This window comes from Halodesulfovibrio spirochaetisodalis (assembly GCF_001672295.1).
Taxonomy (GTDB): Bacteria; Desulfobacterota; Desulfovibrionia; order Desulfovibrionales; family Desulfovibrionaceae; genus Halodesulfovibrio; species Halodesulfovibrio spirochaetisodalis.
On the sequence record NZ_JXMS01000035.1, the window covers coordinates 13,105 to 36,135 of the forward strand.

Consider the following 23,031-nt stretch of genomic DNA (forward strand, 5'->3'; position numbering starts at 1 on the left):
ACTGAAACCTTGTGAGAGGAGCACTATGTGCAGTTTAACGTAACTCGGTTGCCGACGAATCACGTTACTGGATAGACAATTTGGAGGAGGTCCAAATGAGCCTAGTTACTGTTCAGTTTCTATTATCCAAATGCCGTGCCAAAACTTTATTTTTGTCTAAATACTTGAAATATAACGATAAATAATATTGTTCACAAAAAGGATGAAAAAAGAAAAGCGTTGCATAGTGCAACGCTTTGAAAAAATCCTATTGAAAACCACTGTCATTTAGGGAAATGCAGCCGTTTGTTGCATAATGCAACGTGTTGCAAAGTGCAACGCAGATTTTCTGAGTAATTGATTGAATTTACAAAGAATACTTTTTTAGTTTTCGCCACAGGGTAGCGCGATCAATTCCTAAGATTTTTGCGGCGGTGGCTTTGTTGCCCTCTACGCTTTGCAATACTTGCGTAATATGCTCTTGCTCGACATCTGCAAGCGTTCTGTGGACATTGTCTACAGTGGCTTTTTGCTTTTTGCCGGTGCCTTTGGAAAATTCCTGCGGAAGGTGATGCAGTTGGATTGTGCCGCTGTCACACAGAACCACGGCGCGTTCTATAATGTTTTCCAGCTCTCGAACGTTCCCCGGATAGGAATGACGCATCAGGGCAAGCATTGCATCTTCAGAAAGGGCTGTTACCTCTTTGTCGAAGGACTTTGAATATTTATCCATAAAGAAGTTGCAGAACAGCGGAATGTCATCTGGACGTTCACGCAATGCTGGGAGACGCAGGGTAAAGACATTAAGGCGGTAAAAGAGATCCTGCCTGAACTGTCCTTTTTCTACCAGTTGCTCAAGGTTACGGTGTGTTGCGGCAATAACGCGTACATCAATGGTTATGTCGGAGGTTCCCCCGACGCGAGTGATTGTGCGTTCCTGCAAGACACGGAGTAGCTGAACCTGCATGTTTACAGGCATTTCACCTATTTCGTCGAGCAGCAGTGTGCCGTTGTTTGCAGCTTCAAAAATGCCTTCCTTGGTTGACTGGGCGCCGGTAAATGCGCCTTTTTCGTGCCCGAAGAGTTCATTGGCAAGAAGTTCTGCACTGAAGACCCCTGCGTTGATTGCGTAGAAACGTTTTTGTGCCCGCGAGCTGAGCTTGTGGAGCATTTTAGCGACCATTTCTTTACCGGTGCCTGTTTCTCCCTGAATAAGGACGGTACAGTCCAACGGGGCAATACGCGCAATTTCTTTTTTAAGCTCCTGCATGGCAGCACTTTTGCCTATTAAGGTAGGCATAGTCTGCTGCTTTTTCAGCATCTGGCGCAGTTCGTTAACTTCTGATTGCAGGAGGCTTTTCTCCATTGCCTTTTCAATAATTACAAGGAGGTCAGCAGGGTTTTCAGGTAGAGATAAGAAGTGGAACGCACCCATTTGCATAGCACGCACGGCAGCATCTACACGGGCGGCGCGGGAAACCAGAATAACTTCCGTGTCCGGTGTATTCGCTTTAATGGATTTAAGGAGATCCTGTTTTTGGGCGTGGTGCTCTTCAAGACCGGCTATGACAACTGCAAAATCTTCTTTTGCAAGGGTTGCTCGTGTTTCATGGTGGTTATGTACATGAATTACTTCATAGCCCGCATCCTTCAGGAGTTCCGGAAGGGCGGCAAGTGAGCCGTTATCTTTATCTACTACTAAAATATTGCGTCGCATATGGCATAAAAAGTAGAGGAGAGTGGAATCAAGGTCAATGGCTATGTACAGGAAGGAAAGGAGTTGCGCATGCTGTGTGTGGGAGCTACTATAGTTAGATGATCGAAGAAATTCTTTTATATGTACAAGCATTGCCTGTGACCACGATCATAACAGCTTGTCTGGGTGTGATCACTGTGGTGTGGGCAAAAAAGAAAATTGATGATGCAGAGTCTCAGCGACAGCAGAGAATTTCAACTCTCGATAAATTTTTAGCTAAAAATACAGACACGCCTGAAGATCGCCCGAACCGGAGTGCCCGCAAGAAAGCGATGCAATCCATTGAGAATCGCTTTTCGATTATTCGGCGCATTTCACTGTTCTTCCTGATTCTTATATGGATAATCGCGTTGATCTTTCCGTATATTGGGAACATCCCGGCAACATATATTTCAGTGTTCGCAGCCTCTGTGGGTGTGGTTGTGGGTATCATGGCGCGTCCGCTTATTGAGAACACCATTGCCGGTATGGTGATTTCCTTTTCACAGCCTTTTCGGGTGAATGACACCGTTATTGTAGACGGTCACTACGGAACTATCGAAGACATCACGACTATCCATACTGTATTGAAGTTATGGAACTGGAAGCGGGTAATTTTTCCCAATAGCATGATGCTGACGCAGAAGGTCATTAACTATACGAAAACAGATTTGTACCAGTGGGTGAACATAGAGTTTCTTGTTTCGTATGACTGCGACCTCGATCAGGTAGAGCGGTTGGTTAAGCGTGAAGTCGTTCAGTGCGATCACTTTGCTGATTATGAGGATCCGAGGTTCTGGGTTATTGGCATGGAAGAGCGGAGCTTTAAGTGTTGGGTTGTGGCGTGGGCTGATAATCCGCCTGCGGCATGGGAACTGGGACATGAGGTTCGCTCTAAGATTATTAAGGTATTCCATACCCACGGAATAAATGCGTCCAAGATTGAGTTTAACTGTTCACCAGAAGCACCAGAAGCTTCTGAGCGTTTGGGGATATCATCAGAACAATAAAATAGTCGCGGTTGTGAATTGAGCCTGCAGCGAGTTAGTAAACAAGGAATAGCGTCAAATCGAACAGATATTGTGTTCGATTTGACGTTTTTTATTGTCGTATGAGTTGTAGCAATCATCTGGGAATGTGTGGTTTCGGCCTCTGTTGAGGGCTGTTTTGTTTGACGCTTTATAAGCCACTCGTGTGTTGTTACGATTTTTCACGAGCATGGTTCTGTAAACTGCGCATACTTCTGGCATGTTAGCTCGGTGCGTGCTGCAAAGTTATGTTTACAATCTTCTAACTGTTTAAAATTAAAAGCTAAAACAAAAGTGAGATTTGTTTTGTGTTAGATGTGTCTGTAAACTGAAGTATGCACTTTCAGGTGTTCTGCTAAAGTGGTATTACACGATTTTTTTATAACATACTTATTTTGCATGTCTTTTTGTTTGTGAAAAAAGTGGCATCCTCCTTGCTAGATATGAAGAAAACCTGCGGGGTTGATTCGTGGGGTGTAATGAAGAAGGAAGCGCCGATTTGCAAAGGAGGAAATGCATAATGGCTGAACAAAAAAATATTGTAGTTGATGAGGGGAATTCCAGCATCTCCGATTTATGGCTTAAAGAAGATTACTGGGCGATTTGGCTCGGTGCTCTTATTTTGCTTGTAGGTAGTCTTATCTACTTTAACAATGCGCCTAAAGATCTTGATGCTAAAATTGCGAAAGCAAACTCCATCATGCAGGAACAGGCTGAGTACGCACCGTTTAAAACCGTTGCTTACTACGATGCACAGGACAGCAAAGGTAAGCTCAAAGCTACTGGTTCTCCTGTAGGTAAAATGATCAAGTCCTGGACCAGCAAGCCGAAAAAATGGAAATCCAATCCAATTGACGCTTTCTACATGGACAAAGCTACTGCAGATGCTCTGAACGCAAAGTACAAGCCTAAATACGACGCTTCTGCTGCAAAAACTAAAGCTGCTAAAATGGCTGCGTTAACTGCTCAGGAAGCCGCTGCACAAGCTTCCTTTACAAACGCTGCTCTTAACGACGAAGCTATTTCTAAAATCGCTACATGGCGTAAAGCTCGTCAGGCTACCAAAAAAGCTAAAAAGAAAATTAAACATAAGCCTTACAACCTGTTCCCATCCCTTATCGGACTCTGCCTTGCTATGGCAGTTATGTTCTCCTTGGGTATCAAAGTTATGGGTAAAGATGCAGCCGGCTTCCTTAAAGGCTTCTTCGCTGTATTCTTTGTGGGTGTGCTCGCATACCTCATGGGTTACCAGGCTACCATGAAACACTACGGTATCGGTTACGCTGCATGGGCTATTGCTATCGGTATGCTTATCGCTAACACCATCGGTACCCCTAAGTGGATCAAGCCAGCTCTTGAGGTTGAATACTACATTAAAACCGGTCTCGTACTTCTCGGTGCTGAAGTGCTCTTTAGTAAAGTTATCGCGATTGGTGTTCCAGGTATCTTCGTAGCATGGGTTGTTACTCCGGTTGTTCTGATCTCTACCTTTATTTTTGGTCAGAAAATCCTCAAGATGCCTTCTAAAACTTTGAACATGGTTATTTCTGCTGACATGTCCGTATGTGGTACTTCCGCTGCGATCGCTACTGCTGCTGCATGTCGTGCGAAAAAAGAAGAACTTACTCTTTCAATCGGTCTTTCCCTCGTGTTTACTTCCATCATGATGATCGTGATGCCTGCAGTTATTAAAGCAACTGCAATGCCACACGTTCTCGGTGGTGCATGGATGGGTGGTACCATTGACGCAACTGGTGCTGTAGCTGCTGCGGGTGCATTCCTTTCTGAGAAAGCGATGTTCGTTGCTGCTACCATTAAAATGATTCAGAACGTACTTATCGGTGTGACTGCATTCTGCGTAGCGGTATACTGGTGCACCAAAGTTGAAGCTGAAGCAGGCAAGAAAGTTGGCTGGATGGAAATCTGGCACCGCTTCCCTAAATTCGTTATCGGCTTCGTTATCGCTTCTGTAATCTTCTCTACAATCTACACCAGCCTTGGTTCCGATGCAGGTTTTGCAATGGTTGACCATGGTGTAATCCGCGGCTTCTCCAAGATCTTCCGCGGCTGGTTCTTCTGCCTCAGCTTCGCAGCTATCGGTCTTGCTACTAACTTCCGTGAGCTCGCTGGCTACTTTAAAGGCGGCAAACCACTTATCCTGTACGTTTGCGGTCAGTCCCTTAACCTCGCACTGACTCTTACAATGGCGTACCTTATGTTCTACGTGGTCTTCCCAGAGATCACTGCGAAGATCTAAATGCATACTCGGTGGGAGAGGTTCGTGGCCTCTCCCACCACTATAAAATTTCATCCTCTCCGGTGTAACTACACCGCATAAGGAATGGGCTTATGACAATTAATAAGACAAGCGCTTTATACAGATGGACTAAGTTTTTTGCGGGCCTCGCAATCTTCTGGTCTTTTACCTACGTTCTTTGTCCTGCCATTACTGCGAGTTCAGACGATTTTACGACTATGGCTAAATTCATTGATGACAGTGGCATTGAGACAGGTGAGTTTTTCTACACTGATATTGAAGTCTGCGGCGAAGCTGATTTAGGCGCCCGTTCGACTTTTGAGCACATGCCCCGCTCAACAAACGTAGCAGTGAAGTAACGTTTTTCAGCTTGGCTTGTTTTTTGTCTTAGACCCCGTAGTGCACACCTGCGGGGTCTTTATGTATTTTTATCCTGTAGCGGTGCAGCCGGAAATTGTGGTGCCAATTCGGTTGTAGGCCTATACGTTCTGCGCTACGGTGCTGTATTGCAACTATGTGTAGCCACATAATTGCGGGCAGAACGGCGCTGAGCTGCTCATTTATTTAGCGCTAAAGTTTCTGGAGACACACCCACTCTATGCTTTTTCGTAAACCGTATTCGTTGCAAAAGCAGTTTCTTAGCGGACTGGCTTTGGCTTCTCTTGTGCTTGGGGTAATTTTTGCCATTGGTTTCTATATTCACATGCGTACAGTGCTTGAGGATGAAGTAGAGGCAAAGGCAACCCTCACGTTCACACAGGTTGATGCTGTGCAGAATTATGTGCGCAAAGTGCTGCGCCCTAAGATGTACGAGATGATACCTGGTACGTTTATTATTGAAGCAATGAGCTCTTCCTACATCTCCCGCAGTGTCATGGAGCATTTTAAAGGCGAGGACGGCTATCTGTACCGCCGTGTTTCCATTAATGCCCGTAATCCCCGTTCAGAAGCAAATACTCTTGAACGCGGCTTTGTTGATTACTTCAGGGCACACCCCACTGAATCTCTCTGGAAAGGATATAAAGACATAGCAGGACAGCGTTATTATGTAATGGCGCGTCCTGTAACCTATGGTGAAAGCTGTATGCGCTGCCACGGTGACATTAATGATGCCCCTGTGGAAGTTGTGCAGCAATATGGCAAGCGCGGGTTTAATAAAGACGTGAATTCCATTGGCGGGGTTGATCTGGTCGGTATTAACGTCATGTCCAGCCTAAGCCAGCTTCAGCAGACCATTATCGGGTATTTTGCGTTTTTTGTAGTAGGTGCCATTGTCTTTTTCTCCACCACTCATGTGCTGTTTAAAGTTTTAGTTGTAGATAATATTAAACGAATCTCCTCTGTGTTCCGAAAGAATTTAGAAGAGACCGGTGGAACCGGCTTGTTGGACAGCATGGCGGAGCAGGACGAGATCGAAGAGCTTGAGTCCGGTCTGCTGGAGTTGAACAATCACTTGTTCAGCGCCAGAGCACAGCTCAAAGAGTATGCGGAAAACCTGCGTACAATGGTTGATGAGCGGACAGAGGAGCTGACACACGAAGCTTTGGAACGTCGTTCTGACGTTGCGTTGTTTATCACCATGCTTTCGCTGATGCAGAAAAGCCGTTCCCGTGGCGAATTGATGAATCTTGCCATGCCTGAAATTGGAAACCGTTTCAGAGCGACTACGGTAACATATATATGTACGTTTGCTTCCAACAACAGCTATTCATGGCCGAGCGGGGCAGAAGCGCAAAAGTTGCCGGAAGACTGGCTTGATATCATTACAGAAAGCGGTATCAAGTTTGAAGACAACCGTATCATTATCTCTGTAGAATCCAGTGCGGGCAATGCTGAAGGGCTGCTTATCCTGTACTGGGATGACCCGCACTATGTGAAGTTGCAGGATCACGGTTTGATGCGTGCTCTTGGCAGACAGCTTGGAGCGGCAGGTGAGAACCTTGTTGCTCTTGATAACATGATGCGTCAGATGCAGACATTGCAGACAATTGTAGAAGGCATCACAGACCCTCTGGTTCTTATGGATGCTTCTTGTAATGTTCTGACAGCAAACCGTGCCGCATGCAATCTTTCGACTGAGTTGAGTGGCGGTCGCGATAACAGCGGAAATATTTTGAGTATGCTGTCGGATTACAATGCGGCTGACGGATGCTCAATGCAGTTGGCGCTTTCCCGCAAGTCACCATTTGTGGATGAAGTGGTGATTGATGACACCCGTACATTCTCTATTGGTATCTACCCTGTAATACAGGGGAATAACCTGCCGGATCGTGTGGTTGTTCATGTGCGTGAAACCACGCTTGAAAAACGTATGCTTGCCCAGATGCAGCAGCATGAGAAGCTGGCGACTACCGGTAAGCTTGCCGCAGGTCTTGCCCATGAGATCAACAATCCACTTGGTGTGATCTTATGCTATGCCGAATTGCTGAAAGAAGACGCAGCGGATGAGCAGCAGAATCTGGATATTGATATTATCCTGCGCCATACCCGGCATGCGCAGCGTATCTTGCGTGACCTGCTTGATTTTGCACGTCCGAAGGTAAGCCGGAATGGTACAGCTGATGCTGCGCAGGTGGTGCAAAGTATCTCTGAGGTATTCTCCGTACAGGCGGCAGCCAAGCGTGTGGATCTTCGTGCGTCGGTTATGACAGAACAGGTGTTTGTCCCGATGGGCGAACAGGAGTTGGAGCAGGTTCTTTCTAACCTTGTGATCAACGCTATTGATGCTGTGGAAGAGAATAAAGGAAAGATTCATTTAAGTGCGGTGACGCAGGAAGATTCTGTCCTCATCAGCATTGAAGATAACGGCGAAGGTATTTCGTCTGAGAATATGAACAGAATTTTTGATCCGTTCTTTACTACAAAAGGGCCGGGATCCGGTACTGGATTGGGACTTGCCATTGTATATGGCATGGTGACTGACCTTGGCGGAAAGGTCGAAGCAACATCCAGTACTGCATTAGGCGGGGCAAAGTTCGTTGTGGAGCTTCCAGTAGCAACGTCTTGTGCCCTTGGAGAAACGTAATGGGACACGATGAACAAAAACAAGTCATCCTGCTTGTAGATGACGAACAGGATTTTGCCCGCGGGTTGCAACGACTGATTGTGCGCAAATTTTCAGACCTCGAAGTGTTGCTTGCGCATACTGCGGAAGACGCGCTTGAGGTGTTAAAAGTAACCCATGTGGACATTATGCTTACAGATATGCTCATGCCGGGAATGACCGGTATGGAACTGCTGCCGCTTGCGCTTGAGCAGCGTCCAGATCTCTCAATGGTGATGTTGACTGCTCACGGAACCATTGAAACTGCTGTACAGGCTGTTAAGCACGGTGCATATGACTTTTTAACCAAGCCTGTGGAGCCTGCTGAGCTGTTCAGGGTTGTGGCAAAGAGTCAGGAGCGCGCTAAACTGATGAATGAGAATCGCCTGCTCAAAGAACAGGTTCGTTCATTCAATACCTCTGACGAGCTTATTGGCGAGTCACCTGCCATGCAGCAGCTTAAGCTTTCAATTCAAGCTGTGGCGCATTCCGATTACACCGTGCTTGTTCGTGGTGAGTCCGGAACGGGTAAAGAGATGGTAGCCCGTATGATTCATCAGCTGAGCACTCGTAATGACAATAATTTTTTAAGCGTGAACTGTCCTGCCATTCCTGAGCAGCTTCTGGAAAGTGAGCTGTTTGGTCATGTAAAAGGGGCATTCACCGGTGCAGATAAAGATCACAAAGGGCTTTTTGCTACAACAAACGGCGGTACCCTGCATCTGGACGAGATTGGTGATATTTCATTTCAGGTTCAGACAAAACTGTTACGTGTGTTGCAGGAAGGCGAAGTGCGTCCTGTGGGGGCAAATTACAACGAGCATGTTAATGTCCGTGTTGTTGCCTCAACAAATCAGGAGCTGGAAAAGCGTATTCAGGATAAGGCATTCCGTGAAGACTTGTATTATCGCCTGAATGTGCTCACTGTGATGATTCCACCGTTACGTGAACGAGTGACGGATATCCCGTTGCTGACGTATCATTTCCTGCGTCAGTCCTGTAAGGAAATGGGACTGCCGGAAAAGAGTATTGCACCGGACGTGCTGACCTATCTGTCTACAAAACAGTGGCAGGGGAACGTGCGTGAATTGCAGAACTACGTGCGCCGCCTGACTGTGTTCTGTTCCGGTAACTCTGTGGACATGAGTGTTGTACGCCTTGTGGATAGCGGGACATTACCGACTGTGGTTGCTGCGGACAGTGATGCTTCAGGAATTACACAGTACAAGGAAGCGAAGAATAAAGTTATCGATGACTTTACACAGGCGTATGTGTCTGACCTGCTGAAAAGTACAAAAGGAAATATCTCGGAAGCGGCTCGTGCCTCGGGTCTTTCCCGTGTGGCTCTGCAGAAGATTCTGGGCAGGCTTAATATGGATGCTGCAAGTTTCCGGTAAAAGATGTTTGCCACACTCAGTGGCTTGCTGTAAAATAAGCAAGCTTTTACGGCAGTATTGTCTGCCGCTAATCATATGGTTTGCAGGCTTCCGTCGTTGTGACGGGAGCCTCTTTTTTTGTCTGAAGCCTAGATTGGTTGGATTTACGGTGCAACTATATAGTGTTTGCCAGTCACAGAAAAAACGAAAGTCCTCAATATCTGCATGGTATTGAGGACTTTCGTTTCTAGCATAAAGAAAATTTTTATTTCGGCGGATTGTATTTTTCCGGAGCAGGGTCTTTGGTTACGCCGTACGTAGCGATACCTTCATGACCTTCCGGAAGGTGTTCTGTCACAGGCATGCCGTCTTCATTAACAAAGAGCATACAGTGGCAGTATTTATATTTTTTCATGTCTTCGCATGGGCAAAGCCATGTACGGGATTTAATTTCTTCCGCTTTGTCCGGATAAAAACGGCATGGACAAAGAGGTTTCCCCAATGTGTCAATGTGATTAGCGAGACCGGCAACAACCGCATCTGTCACTTCTGGCATGGAGTGGGTAGTCAGCCCTGTTTTTGCGCAGTACTTCGTAACGTAGTTACGTACGCGGTGAAGAGTCTCTTCCTTTGGTTCGCTCATTTTTGGTGTCCTGAAAGGTGAATTTAGCGGGATATAATCCCGATGAAATTGGTAAGTATTTTGACGTGCCCTGTCAAGGGTTGAACGGTGTGAGAACCGTTTGAATTCCAAGAATATTTCATAATATGCTGTAAAGAATCGTAACTTGATTTCAATGAAAAGCCGTAGCAGCGCAGTAGATTAAATTCCTTCTTATTTAGTATAAATTATGAAGTGATACATAGTTCTAAAAAAGTAGAGCTACAGTTCATTGTCATGTCTTTTTTGCTTTTTTGTGGTGCCGGCACATTCTTTTATCTTGCTGTAAGATTGATTCAAGAAATGTTTTATGGTCAGGCAAACTGTTCCAGGGTTTTAGTAAAGCATAATAAAAAGTAGTGGTTGAATCAGGAACGCTAGACAATCGGGCGTTTATAGCGTTAAGTATAGTATCGGATAATTTCCACTATGCTATATTCACAGATACAATATTTGTATTGTGTAGAAGCTGTGTTGGGCTTTTGTACTGACAAAAGTGGAACAGACTTAAAGCGTTACTGTTTCTATGGCTATTTATGCGAATAGAGGTAATGCATCGTATTTTTTGATTATTAGCCGGCTTGGACAGGAGAGAATATGAAAACTTTTTTCTTTTTTGGTGACTCCTTAACTCTCGGTGTGAACGACCCCTCCCTGAGTGGTTGGATTGGGCAGTTAAGCGTAATCTCCGGTGTACCGGTGCCTCCTAGTACCTTTTACAATATGGGAGCCCGTAAACATTCAAGCCTTGCCATAGCAAAACGGTGGAAACAGGAAGTCGAAGCCCGACTTATTCCGGAAAGTGATCCGCGTCTGCTTTTTTGTTTTGGCGTAGTGGATATGGCTGCCCCTGCTGGTGTGCAGACCGTTTCTATTGAAGATTCTATTAACGCTGCACGCACCATCTTGGTTGATGCAGTGGAAACGTACGGTAAAAGTAATATTGTTATGGTCAGTCCGTTTCCGGTTGTGGACATTACCCACCGTGAGCGAATTGGCAAACTTTCTGCGGCATATCTTGATATGTGCGCGGATTACGATATTCCTTACGTGGATGTATTTACCCGACTGGAACATCACGAACCGTACTTGAACACGTTGTCTGATGGCATTCACCCCGACAAAGATGGCAATGCACTTATTGCGAACGCGCTTCATGAGCATGAGCATATTGTGTTGTGGATGAATAGCTAGTTTAGGCATTCAACGGGTGCTTCGTATTGCCGCTGGCAAGCCCGTATGTAATGTATATGGAGGCTGTGCAATGGGTGCACAGCCTCTTTTTTTGTCTGTTTTATGCGATGGGATAACTGTGACTGTTTTCTTATGTCTTGATTTTATTGATTAAAGTTTTGTATTAAAAATTTTTCATGAAAAAGGTGAATTCTTTGAATTTTACAATGAACCTCCCCGGGCATAGATAGAGATCAACGGAGGGAAACGACATGAAATACATTATGAGTGCTTGGAAAAAATTAGAGACTGCTCTGGTAGACGCAACTTTTGCTGAAGTTGGTTGTGGAACCATTTGTACTTGCTGCAACAAACGTTGCGGAAAGTAGAAAAAGCGCCGAAAGGCGCTTTTCTGCGTTTTAGAGGGGTGAATGTTTTCATGTAAGCTCTCATGTCATGTTTGAGATAGCCTGTAGTTGAACTACAGGTTTTTTTGTGCGTTCCAGCCTGGTATTTTGAGTATACGCGGTATAAAAAATGTCGTTTTTATCCGTGGTGTTATGTGGTTGTAACCGTAGTTGCCTGATTTGTAAGTAGATATGAATATCATAAAAAAATATTATGAATTGGATGAATTCTTTGAATTTTACTTTGTACCCCCTCAGGCATAGATAAAGATCAACGGAGGGAAACGACATGAAATACATTATGAGTGCCTGGAAAAAATTAGAGACTGCTCTGGTAGACGCAACCTTTGCTGAAGTTGGTTGTGGAACCTATTGTACTGGCTGTAATCGTTGCAGAAAGTAGAAAAAGCGCCGAAAGGCGCTTTTCTTTTTGTGTCTTGAACGAAAAAAGATAATGTGAATATTTTCACTAACTGTGTGTTCTTTTGCACGCATCTATATATACGATAACAGTGATCAGATTTTTCCTGCGGAAATGCTTCTGCAGGTTTTTTTGTGGATAAAATTTACTTCAAATTATGAAACTGAAGTCTTCTCCTATATATTTTTACGGGCAATATATGCCTAAATCAAAAAGATGATCTGCTCAACTATCCGATATTGTATGATAAATGTGTTTAATGAAAAAAACTTATGAACATACTAAAAAGTTTGAATTTTACTTCAGGCCATCTCATGCATATTTAGTCTCCAACGGAGGGAAACGACATGAAATACATTATGAGTGCTTGGAAAAAATTTGAAGAAGCTTTGGTAGACGTAACTTTTGCAGAAGTAGGTTGCGGAACCATGTGTACTGGCTGCAGACGTTGCAGAAAGTAAAAAGTGCCGAAAGGCACTTTTTTTTTGCCTGATGAAAAATGCCTACGGTAGCGCTTGACTTTGCAGGTGTAAGACGGGCAGAAATTGGTGTCCGGATACGTAGAAGTAAATCAGGTAGGAGAGATGATGACTCGTTCTATAGAAAATAAGGTGCATGAGACCCTGTCACAGCTGGGAAGCAGCACCGGTTCACATAAAAAGAAATCAGTAACGCTGGAAACCGTGTTTCCTGAAAATCCGGCGTGGCAGCCACAGGTTGTTGACCCTGGCCGTGGGGAACGTATGGCGTATGATGGCTGTATCGGTGGATATGGTTGCTGCTATGCTGCGTTCTATAGCATCATCGGGCAGATGGCTGAAAAATACGGTGCTCCGTACAAAGATTTTCCGTTTCACAGCATGAAGGCAGGGCGCTCCGGTGTGGGCGGCTGGGAGTCCACATGCGGTGCACTCACAGGCGCAGCATTTGCCTACGGCCTCTTCTACGAGAAGAAAGAGCACAACGAGCTGGTGCGTGAATTATTCCAGTGGCACGATGTAACCGCACTGCCAGTGTACCGTCCGGCTGTTAACTGTAAGCTGGATGTAGATATTCCAACCAGCATCAGTGGTAATGTGTTGTGCACAACATCAAAAGCCCGCTGGGCGTATGTATCAGGCTTTCCTGTTAAATCAAAAGAGTGCTCAGAGCGCTGTGCACGTCTTACAGCAGATGTCGCTCGCAAGGCCATTGAGATTTTGAATGCGAAAATTGACGGTACCTTCGTGCCGACAGTTGATAAGAATGCCAAGATGCAGTGCGACTTGAGTACAGATTCTACACAAGACGATGCTGGTTCAGTTATTCTTGTAAAACAACCTGAGTTTCGTTCTGTAAAGGCTGGCTAGACTGAGACCTGTTGACTGCCTGCCAAAGATATTTCGAATGACTCTACCCAGTTTTAGGTACGAAGAAAATTCACGTATCCTGAAACGCTGTGGTTGAGCACCATTCATTGTTTATAGATAAAAAAAGGGCTGCCCTTCATATGAGGGGCAGCCCTTTTACTGTTTGTAATCGAGCTGAGTCTAGTTGATAGACTGCTGTTCGTCACTGCTGGCGTCTACGCAGCAGCGTGCTGCTTCAGCAGCTTTCTGTGCCTGATATTCGTGGATTTCAACGAATTTGATTGCGCCGAACTTACATGCTTTAGCACATGCGGTGAGTTCTTCACCGTTTTTAGCACGCCACTCAGAGCACTGGTCGCATTTAATAGCAACTTTGCGGGAAGTTGGTGCTGCATCACCGATGATAGGCTCGTTGTGATCAACGCTTACTGCGCCGAACGGACAAACCATAACGCACATTTTACAACCTACACAAAGATGCTGGCGTACGCGTACCATACCAGGTTCACGAACGAGAGCAGCAGTAGGGCAAACGCGTGCACATGGTGCATTGTGGCACTGACGGCACTGTACAGGAACCTTAGCTTTCTCAATTTTGCATACCTTGATGCGGCTCAAGTTAGTAGCTTTGTTCTTAATGATTTCCTTACGGGTAAGGCTGGTGTGTGCTTCAACACATGCGATTTCACATTTTTTACAGCCTTTGCATTTCTCAGCGTCAACAACCAATGCGTACTCTTTAGTTTCCATGAGAATCATCCTTATTAACAGGTTCCACTTCGAGACTCTTAACCTGAAGTTCTCGACCGGTAACCATGGTGAGATTTGTATGAGAACATCGCGGACACGCGTCCACGACGCGTTGTTCGAACGTGTAGTGACACTCTTTGCATTTCCAGCTTGCTGGAATATCAATGAATGTCAGCTGTACACCTTTAAGAGGAGTGTTCTCTGTGCAGACTTCAAAGCAGCCTTCAAGGGTGTGCTTTTCAATGCAGGTATGTTCACCGACTTCGATGCGTATTTCGCGGACGATTACGTCTTTGCCTTTGACCGTCTCGTTGACGATGGTGATCATGCTCTGGGTAATTGCTAATTCATGCATCAGATAGTTCCTCTTATTCTACTAGACTCTGCTGGTTGCCTCTGGTTCTCATTAAGAGAACACCTACTTCGAGGTCGAGGGGGCGTCCCCCTCGTGGGGTGCAGGGGCAAAGCCCCGCCCGTCGGAGACCCGCCGGAGGCAAACAACACAGCGTAACCTTAAGACCGACTCGTTAGCGCTCTGTACAGGAGAGGCAAGGGTCAATGCTGTTTACGATAAGTGCGATATCCGCAACTTTCGCTTTATCCAGCATTACGCGCAGACCTTCCCAGTTTACGTAGGTTGGTACGCGCCACTTAAGGCGTTCAGGGTACATGGTACCGTTGGTACGCATGTAGTAGATAAGTTCGCCGCGTGGTGCTTCGGAGCGAGCCACAGCCTGACCTGCAGGGATATCCGGAAGCGGATCACAGCAGATTGGGCCTTTTGGCATCTGGTCGAGGCACTGTTCGATAAGGCTGATGGATTCGAAAATCTCGCCGAGGCGGACAAGCGCGCGTGAGCGAACGTCGCAGCCTTCACCAAGAACAACATTGAATTTGAGCTTGTCGTACGCAGCGTACGGGGTTTCCTTACGTACATCGTTATCGATGCCGGAACCACGTGCTACAGGACCACCAAGGCCGTACTCAATGGCAGCTTCCGGAGGAAGGATGCCTACGTCTTTGGTACGTGCTTTTACCTGCGGGTGAGTTGCGTACATGTGTTTGAACTCTTCCACTGGCTTTTTAAGCTCTTCAAGTGTTTTGCGAAGGTAGGCTTCAAGTTCATCGTCAAGGTCGTACTTGGCGCCGCCAATGGTGTTGGCGGAAATATCCATTCGGTTACCCCAAATGGACTCTTTGAGATCCTGCATGGTTTCACGAACTTCCATGGCGTGCATGAAGAGTGTGTTGAAACCGATAACGTGCAGGCCGATACCCACGTTAAACATGTGAGAAGCAATACGTTTTACTTCATCTGCAATTACGCGCAGGTACTGACCGCGTTCAGGAACCTGAATCTGTGCGATGTTCTCCAGTGCCATGCAGTATGTCAGCGGGTGGTTGTTGGAACAGAGGGAACATACGCGCTCTGTGAGTACGATGTTTTGGAAAAAGTTGCGTTCAAGCGCAAGGCTTTCCATACCGCGGTGGGAGTGTCCTGCGAACATTTCAATGGACTGGACAACTTCACCTTTTACGTCCACCTGAAAGTACATTGGCTCTTCAAGCGCAACGTGCAGCGGACCTACCGGAATTGTGTATGTATTAGACATGCTAGTTCTCCTCTCCTTTCTCACCCATGATCTTTTCCCACAGTGCGTTTGTGGACGCGCTGTTGGTCATGGTGGAAAGAGGAACAAGGCGTTCAATAGCTTCGGACTGTACAGTCTCATGCAGGAACAGCGGACGCGGGTTAGGGTGGTCGGTTACGGTAATACCGTAGCTTTCCGCCATTTCGCGTTCTGTCCAGTCTGCAGACTTATGCCACTGGGTAATGGAAGGTACAGTCGGTTCAACACCGGTCGGCAGTACAGTTACAGTTACGGACAGACCTTTCATAACAAAGTGGTAGCACACTTCATGGAAGGCTTTAGCGTCTTCTGCTTTAGCGTTACATGCGGAGATAGTTACAAGACGTCCTTCCGGCAGAATTTTTTCTGCAAACAGAGGAAGGTCTGCAACGTTCTTAAGAGTGACCCAGCCGTACTGGTTCTCTTTAAGGTCGTCAGTCCAGCTAAGTTCTGCACCGTTAGGCATGGTATCAACGAGTTCGATAACTCGCTGTTTCATTGTATTAATCATGGATCTGAGCTCCAAACTGTTGTGCGGCTTTCTGTCTTCTGCACTCAGGACAAAGTTTGTAGATAGCTTCGAGTTCTTCGGTCGGTGCGCCATAAATGTGGTCAAGCATTGCATGCGGCATATTCGGCATGGCCTGATCACACTGAGGACAGCGTGCGTACGCTACAAACTCGTGCTCTTTCATCTTGTACTTGTCTTCGTTGCGGTGCGCTGTCGACCAGTTGTTGGTCAGGCGGATCGCGTCAGTTGGACAGTAGTGCTGGCACAGCCCGCAGAATGTACAGGTGTTGTGCCAAACGTAGAAGTCTTTACCGGAACCGTCTCCACGCTCAACGTGCTTGATTGCGTTACCTGCACATACAGTTGCACAGACACCGCAGCCAACACATGCTTCAGGGTCTACAGCGACCTTGCCGCGAAGGCGTGCCGGGGTGAAAGTTTCACCGAACGGAAACGGATCGGTGGAAGGGCCTTGTTTCAGGTTGTTCCAGAGAACTTTAAAGATACTAAGCACCATTACCCCCTTAGATCCGTGTTTTCCAAATATCCAGTGCCATAGCTACACCTTCAAGAATAGCCTGAGGGCGTGGAGGACAACCCGGTACGTTCACATCAACAGGAATAATATCATCCAGCATAATCGGTACGGAGTAGCTGCCGCGGAATACACCGCCGGAGATAGGGCATACGCCCACAGCAACGGTCACCTTCGGATCTGGAATCTCTTCATAAACACGCAGCACCTTTTCTTTAACCATGGAGGTTACAGGGCCGGTGATAAGAACAATATCAGCATGCTTCGGACTGCCGCAGTATTTGCAGCCGAGGCGTTCAACGTCGTAGCGCGGAATAAGCGCTGTGGTGGCAAGTTCTACGTCACAGCCGTTACAGGAACCCGCGTTAATGCGGTACAACCACGGAGAACGGACTGCCTTGCTTTTGATTGCATCGATAATAGACATTTCAGCTTTCCTTATTTGAACAGAAGGGTCAGTCCGAGACTCACGTACGCCAGTACAGACGGGTACTTGAGGTAGAACTTGAAGGTCTGGTCAGTACGCAGGCGTCCGGTAGCAGTGCGAACAATGGTCACGGACACGAGCATAAGCATGAAGCATTTGAAGATGAACCATGCAAGGTTCGCCACTGCGCCGCCCGGGATGGTACCCGGGAAGAAGAGAGCTACGCCGAGACCCATCACAACAACCAGCTTGAGCGCGCTCATGAGGTTGAACATGGCAAGTAACGGACCGGAGTACTCAAGCAGCGGGCCTTCAAGCAGTTCTGGCTCAGCTTCCGGAAGGTCAAATGGTACAACGCCCATTGTGCCCGGAATAAAGCAGAGGAATGCAATGAATGCTGGAAGCATGCTCAGGTTGAAGCCGAATGAGCCGTTTTCGTGCTGGAACGCTACAACCTGTGCAAGGGAGAACTCGGAACCGTCTGCGCCGCCTGCTTTAAGTGCAACTGTGAGAAGCACAACAAGCAGAGGAATTTCATACGCAAACATGAGTACCATTTCACGGGATGTACCAATTGCACCGTACGGGGAGCTGGACGCGGAACCTGCAAGCATGAATGCAATTGCAGGAATCGGCAGCAGGTACAGAAGCATCAGCATGTCACCAAGACCGGAGGCACCGTTCCATACACCCGGAACAGGAATAAGCATGGCTGCCACCATCATGCCCATGAAGCCGAATACAGGAGCAAATTTGAACATTGCTTTGTTTGCGGTGTCAGGGATGATTGTCTCTTTCTGGCTCAACTTAATGATATCGTAGAAAGGCTGCAGGATCGGAGGACCTACGCGGCGCTGGAGGCGCGCGCAGATCTTACGGTCAAACCCTTTCAGGAGAAGTCCCAGAAGGAGGGCAAAAAGCCCACCCGGGAATATGAGTAAGTGAAAGCTATGTGAAAGCATATCTAACATGACTATTTGTTCCTTTTACCGGAAAGGAACTCGGCCGGAAGGTTCAGCCACTGTTCCAGAACGGTCAGTGCAGGTTCGTAGAAGTTTGAGCCGCTGACATGAGACTTCTCTGTGCTGATGTCTGTTACACCACAACCGTGTGTGTGACAGATGCGCTCAGATTTGTTCATGAAGGAAAGGATCAAACGAGCCACACCGTAGGAAATTGCCATCACCAGTGCGCAGGAAATAGCGTCCCATGCGCCGGAACCGGTAGCGATACCGCCAAGGTTGATATCAAGCGGAGCAAAGCCGGTTGATGCGATGATGGAGTTTACAGGAGCCAGCAGGAGTCCCGGGAATACGCCGAACAAAATGGACGCACCAGCCAGAACTGCCATTGGCATGCGCATAAGCTTGCCTACCTCTGTTACATTCTCGAGAGCCGGATTGAGCTTGCCGAAGAATGCGGAGTGCAGGAACTTGATCATGTATGCAAGGGTAAGCACGGAGCCGGAAAGCGCAAGCAGTGCAAGCAGCACTTCGCCTTCATCCATAAGGCCGTGGTAGAGCATCCACTTGGAGGTAAAGCCGCTGAGTGGCGGAACACCTACAGCAGAGAATGCTGCAATGGCGAATACGGTGAGTGTGAACGGCATCTTGCGACCAATACCGGACAGCTCGTCGAGTGTGTCGGCATGGGTACGGTACATGATTGCGCCTGCTGCAAGGAACAGAAGGTTTTTAAAGAACATGTGGTTAACAAAGTGCATCAGACCACCGGATACGGTCAGCGAGGTAGCCATACAGATACCGAGCAGAACGTATGCCATCTGGGAAACGGTGGAGTAAATCAACACGCGTTTGATAGAGGTCTGCATTACTGCTTTGAGAGCAGCAAAGAAGATGGTGATGCCTGCAACCCATGCAAGAGTGTACATGATTGCCGGCTGCGCCCAGTAACCGGATTTGCCTGCAAAGAATCCTGCACCGCCGATGATGAAGAAGAGCTTCATCAGTCCGAAAGGACCAGTTTTAAGCAGTACGGAGGAAATGTAACCGGACACCGGAGTCGGTGCGGTTGCAGGGTGCATCCAGATATCGATTCGCAGTGGAAGCATTGCTGCTTTCATTGTGAAGCCGAGAGCAATGAATGCCATTGCGTACATACCGGTGGAACCCGGCATGGTGCTGAACGCTTGAGCAAGTTCACTGAATCCGAACACACCGGACTCTGCTGTGAGCATTGCTACGCCGAAGAACATGAAGGAAGCGCCGAGAATGTTGAATGCGAAGTACTTGAAGCCTTCACGCAGAGCACTCTTGGATTCTTCATGAATGATGATGGAGTAAAGCGGCCAACTGGACATGATCTCCCAGAAGAGGAAGAACGTGAAGATGTTGGAGCTTGTTGCAACACCCAGCAGGCCGCCGATCATCAGCAGGAACAGGGTGAAGAAGCGCCACTGGGTGTGGCTGTGATCCATGTAGTTCGCAGAGTATACAACGTTGAGGATACCCATGAGGATAATGAGCAGGCTGTAGCTGATGCTCAGCGCGTCAAGTGAACCCCATGAGAAACCAAGACCGATGAATGCAAGAACCAGAACGCCTACTGTGCCCCATGCAGATTTTTCCAGATTTTCACGCAGGATGTACGGAACTACTGCGCCAATCATTGGAATTGCTGCATACAGTGGCCAGCCGATGGCTAGATCCGGTAACGGCTGTGCTGCAATTTTACCTGCTGCAAGCAGGGATTGGAGTACAGGAACGATAACTACATAGTTTAGCTGCGGGAACACGCCAAGCAAGAGACATGCTGTAGCGAGTACGCCCATAGGAATAAGACAGGTAAGCGGTGCTTCTGCAACCGGCTTGCCTTCGTATTTTTCAAAGAAGAGGACGCGGACAAGACGGGTGTAGTAGAATACGCCCATTAAGCCACCGGCAAGAATCAGTGCTGCCAGAAGCGGCTGACCTGCATCCATTGCTGCGTACACCATGAGGAACTTACTTACGAAACCGCCGAATGGTGGAAGTCCCATAATACCCATAAGTCCCACAAACAGACAGAGACCGGTCAGCGGCATTGCGCGTCCGAGACCTTTCAGTTTGTTGATGGAGTATGTTCCGGAGCGCATGATAAGCATACCAACGCCGAGGAACAGCAGGTTTTTCATGATTGCATGGTTTACAACGTGCGCCATGGAACCAGTAAGGGAAAGGTATGTGCCAAGGCCGAGCACTGCTGCAATCTCACCAACTTGCGCCATGGTGGAGTATGCGAGCATGCGCTTAACGTTGGTCTGCGTAAGTGCTTTAACTTCTGCAAACAGCAACGTTGTTGCGCCGAGCACAGTGATCAGCGTTGTGATATCAAATGCGCCTTCCTGATTAAAGTATCCAGCTCCGAAGAGGGCAAAGCATACCATGAGCATGCCGTAGATACCGGTCTTGGTAAGAATACCGGAGAGCGGGCCGGAAATGGAGGAAGGTGCCACAGGGTGCGCAGCAGGCAACCAGCTGTGGAATGGTACCAGACCTGCTTTTACGGCAAAGCCGAAGAAGCAGAGCAGTGCAGCGATGCCGGCAAGGACAGGGCTCACGTTCCCTGTTGCCTGCGCAATAGCAGCATATTCAAAGCTGCCTGTTGCACTGTGGATAAGGAAGATACCGAACAGCAGAGCATATGCACCGGCCGCACACATGAAGAAGTACTTGAAACCGGCGTCAAATGCGTCCTTAGTTTCTTCGTGGATAACGAGGAAGTAGGAGCTGAAGGTCATGAGTTCCCAGAAACCATAGAGAGAACCAAGGTTCTGGGTAAGTGTAAGACCGATAAGGGACCCCTGCATGAGCAGCAGGAAGAACCAGTATCTGGTCGCGTTTTCTTTATGAATGTATCCGCCGGAGTACACGGTAACAACAAGGCCGATACAGGCCATGATGCATGCAAAAAGCTTTGAGAGCGCAGGTGCGCCAGTAGCGGCTGTTGCGATAAGTGCAACTACGGAAAGTGTGGTTGCAAGTACGAAACGCCAGTCAAAGCGTTTAAGCGCTTCCGGAATGAATCTGGACGGAATAAACAGCAGGAATGCGCCAACATACGGAAGCGAAGCAGCGAGCGGCCAGTGAGCTTCAAACTCAGGGAAGCTTGCTTCGGAACCGAATATTGTCAGAACCGGATTGAGAATCAGGTCCGGGAAAACATGCGATACAGCAACAACTGCGCCGAGAAGGAGGGTAATACCGCCGAGCACAGTTGAAGTAGCAGGTTTGTCGTCTGCGTTTTCCGGAGATTCAAAACAGATGGTTTGAACAATTTTGATGGTGTACCACAAGGCAATACAGTTGCTTACAAGCATCATAATTGCCGGAAGGTACATTTCTGCGCTGACAAGACCGTATGTCAGAGCCAATTTGCTTACTGCACCTTTAAACGGAGTAAATCCGATGGCGGAAAACATGGCAAACCCGAAAATACCTGCGAAGAGCGGAGCGCGTTTAAAGGCACCGCGGAGGTTGGTGAGATCAAGTTTGCCGAACTGTGTTGCCAGCCCGATAAGTGCAAAAACAGCCAGACCTCTGATAGAGAGCTGATAGAAAAGATGTAATGCAGCACCTGCATTACCGGAGATTGTTCCTGTCCCGAACCCTGCAAGGACAGCCCCGATTTCCGCAATGCTGGAAAAAAGGAGAACAGTTGTTAATTTGTTGAACTGCTTACAGGCCCAATACTGAGCAAGCAGTAGAATCAAACACCCAATGTAGACTGAGAAGTGAGAAGTGGTAACTTCAAGTAACATGCAATTCTTGCTCCTTATGAAAGAAGACAATACCGATTGCCCAGACGCACCTATAGCAGGTACATCCACGGTATTCTTCCGATACAACACAGAGGAAACCCCATTTTCCTCTCATAGCCAGGCTATGTTCAACCTGTGTTGTTGGTTCTTTCAATCCGAATCCAATTCGCCGTCTCAATACGGCGCAGTACTTCCTGTAAATCGAACTGATCACCTGCACTATTGCCCGTTTGTGCAGGGAAAACAGTCGTACACATGACACTTGGTTCAAAAAAGCGGGTCGGCACTCCCACAAGTCTGAATAGTGTGATGAAGTATCTGGCAGCTCGTTACTTTCTTTTAGTTTGGTGACTACCTTCTTCAAAGAAGGAAAAGAAAATAGAACTGATAGGATGCGATTGTGAGAGATTTCATAAACACAAATCTAATCAGCAACCTAGTTCTTTTACACTTCTTTACAATTGAATGAGTAATCAAATAAGCAAGTTAGTGGCAATTTTGCTCTTTTTTGGGTCGGTTTTCCCGGTGTACAAAAAGAGTGTCGCGCTGCTCTTTAGTTTAACGTATTGTAATTAAAGGTTTTGTCTGCAAAAGTTGTGTTTTTTGTGAAGGAGTACTTTCGCAAAACAGCGTTTGTGCCCATTTACTTATGGGGTGTTAATCTTATGGATTAGTGGATTGATGTATTTCCTTGGTTGATCATGCAGTGAACGTATAGCTTTTTTTGATTGATCGCACAATCTTTCTTTTTGCTATGCGATTCAGATGTAACTCTATGAAAATAAAAGAATAAGTAGGTGTGTGTCAGTTTGTGCGCAAGGTGTTGTTACGGAAAAGTATAATGATATCTGAGGGATGAGGTGTGGTTATTGGAATGTGAAAAAAATCCTTAGAAAGCTAACTTGCTGTGAAAATGACAGAAAAAAATTATCATTACATTATAAAACAAGAGTCATGGATAAGATCGCAACGCATAAATGCAAAAAAAT

At 47.0% G+C, this 23,031-nt stretch carries 17 protein-coding genes; 7 read left to right on the plus strand and 10 right to left on the minus strand.

What is annotated here, in order from left to right:
• Nucleotides 1-346: 346 nt before the first annotated feature.
• Nucleotides 347-1,828, minus strand: a complete 1,482-nt coding sequence (locus SP90_RS15280; RefSeq protein WP_231895579.1) for a sigma-54-dependent transcriptional regulator — start codon at nt 1,826-1,828, stop codon at nt 347-349.
• A gap of 5 nt (nt 1,829-1,833) precedes the next feature.
• Between SP90_RS15280 and SP90_RS15285 the strand changes: the two genes are divergently transcribed.
• The 5 genes from SP90_RS15285 to SP90_RS15305 all read left to right on the plus strand — a co-directional run bounded on the left by SP90_RS15285 (nt 1,834) and on the right by SP90_RS15305 (nt 9,439).
• On the plus strand, nt 1,834-2,724 hold the full coding sequence (locus SP90_RS15285; RefSeq protein ID WP_197498808.1) for a mechanosensitive ion channel family protein: 891 nt from the start codon (nt 1,834-1,836) through the stop codon (nt 2,722-2,724).
• 538 nt (nt 2,725-3,262) lie between these two features.
• On the plus strand, nt 3,263-4,999 hold the full coding sequence (locus SP90_RS15290; protein WP_066858338.1) for a YeiH family protein: 1,737 nt from the start codon (nt 3,263-3,265) through the stop codon (nt 4,997-4,999).
• 92 nt (nt 5,000-5,091) lie between these two features.
• Nucleotides 5,092-5,358: a hypothetical protein gene (locus SP90_RS15295; protein ID WP_066858341.1), complete on the plus strand. Its 267-nt coding sequence runs from the start codon at nt 5,092-5,094 to the stop codon at nt 5,356-5,358.
• Nucleotides 5,359-5,597: 239 nt separating this feature from the next.
• A complete protein-coding gene (locus SP90_RS15300) occupies nt 5,598-8,024 on the plus strand; it encodes an ATP-binding protein (protein ID WP_066858343.1) in 2,427 nt (808 codons plus the stop codon).
• Nucleotides 8,024-9,439, plus strand: coding sequence for a sigma-54-dependent transcriptional regulator (locus SP90_RS15305; protein WP_066858346.1), 1,416 nt, complete (start codon nt 8,024-8,026; stop codon nt 9,437-9,439). The genes SP90_RS15300 and SP90_RS15305 overlap by 1 nt, the downstream gene beginning before the upstream one ends.
• Nucleotides 9,440-9,683: 244 nt before the next feature.
• Here the strand turns inward: SP90_RS15305 and SP90_RS15310 are convergent, their stop codons facing one another.
• The gene (locus SP90_RS15310) at nt 9,684-10,061 is read right to left on the minus strand and encodes a ferredoxin-thioredoxin reductase catalytic domain-containing protein (protein ID WP_066858348.1); all 378 of its coding nucleotides are present in this window, start codon (nt 10,059-10,061) and stop codon (nt 9,684-9,686) included.
• 615 nt (nt 10,062-10,676) lie between these two features.
• Between SP90_RS15310 and SP90_RS15315 the strand changes: the two genes are divergently transcribed.
• Nucleotides 10,677-11,273 carry a GDSL-type esterase/lipase family protein gene (locus SP90_RS15315; protein ID WP_066858351.1) on the plus strand — a complete coding sequence of 199 codons (597 nt, stop codon included), beginning with the start codon at nt 10,677-10,679 and terminating at the stop codon, nt 11,271-11,273.
• 1,394 nt (nt 11,274-12,667) lie between these two features.
• Complete coding sequence (locus SP90_RS15325) at nt 12,668-13,429, plus strand: C-GCAxxG-C-C family protein (protein ID WP_066858358.1); 762 nt, start codon at nt 12,668-12,670, stop codon at nt 13,427-13,429.
• 180 nt (nt 13,430-13,609) lie between these two features.
• Here the strand turns inward: SP90_RS15325 and SP90_RS15330 are convergent, their stop codons facing one another.
• From SP90_RS15330 to SP90_RS15365, 8 genes are all read right to left on the minus strand, one after another.
• Nucleotides 13,610-14,179, minus strand: coding sequence for a 4Fe-4S dicluster domain-containing protein (locus SP90_RS15330; RefSeq protein WP_197498809.1), 570 nt, complete (start codon nt 14,177-14,179; stop codon nt 13,610-13,612).
• Entirely contained in the window at nt 14,169-14,534 is a 366-nt protein-coding gene (gene hypA, locus SP90_RS15335; protein WP_066858364.1) for a hydrogenase maturation nickel metallochaperone HypA, read from the minus strand. The genes SP90_RS15330 and hypA overlap by 11 nt, the downstream gene beginning before the upstream one ends.
• Nucleotides 14,535-14,706: 172 nt before the next feature.
• On the minus strand, nt 14,707-15,792 hold the full coding sequence (locus SP90_RS15340; RefSeq protein WP_066858368.1) for a hydrogenase large subunit: 1,086 nt from the start codon (nt 15,790-15,792) through the stop codon (nt 14,707-14,709).
• Between the two features lies 1 nt (nt 15,793).
• On the minus strand, nt 15,794-16,321 hold the full coding sequence (locus SP90_RS15345; protein WP_066858371.1) for an NADH-quinone oxidoreductase subunit C: 528 nt from the start codon (nt 16,319-16,321) through the stop codon (nt 15,794-15,796).
• Nucleotides 16,314-16,838, minus strand: coding sequence for a 4Fe-4S dicluster domain-containing protein (locus SP90_RS15350; protein WP_066858374.1), 525 nt, complete (start codon nt 16,836-16,838; stop codon nt 16,314-16,316). The genes SP90_RS15345 and SP90_RS15350 overlap by 8 nt, the downstream gene beginning before the upstream one ends.
• Nucleotides 16,839-16,845: 7 nt before the next feature.
• Nucleotides 16,846-17,283 (minus strand): NADH-quinone oxidoreductase subunit B family protein, encoded by a 438-nt coding sequence (locus SP90_RS15355; RefSeq protein ID WP_066858378.1) that lies wholly within the window; start codon nt 17,281-17,283, stop codon nt 16,846-16,848.
• A gap of 11 nt (nt 17,284-17,294) precedes the next feature.
• The gene (locus SP90_RS15360; protein ID WP_066858382.1) at nt 17,295-18,254 is read right to left on the minus strand and encodes a respiratory chain complex I subunit 1 family protein; all 960 of its coding nucleotides are present in this window, start codon (nt 18,252-18,254) and stop codon (nt 17,295-17,297) included.
• Nucleotides 18,255-18,256: 2 nt separating this feature from the next.
• Nucleotides 18,257-22,042: a proton-conducting transporter transmembrane domain-containing protein gene (locus SP90_RS15365; RefSeq protein ID WP_066858385.1), complete on the minus strand. Its 3,786-nt coding sequence runs from the start codon at nt 22,040-22,042 to the stop codon at nt 18,257-18,259.
• Between the last annotated feature and the right edge of the window lie 989 nt (nt 22,043-23,031).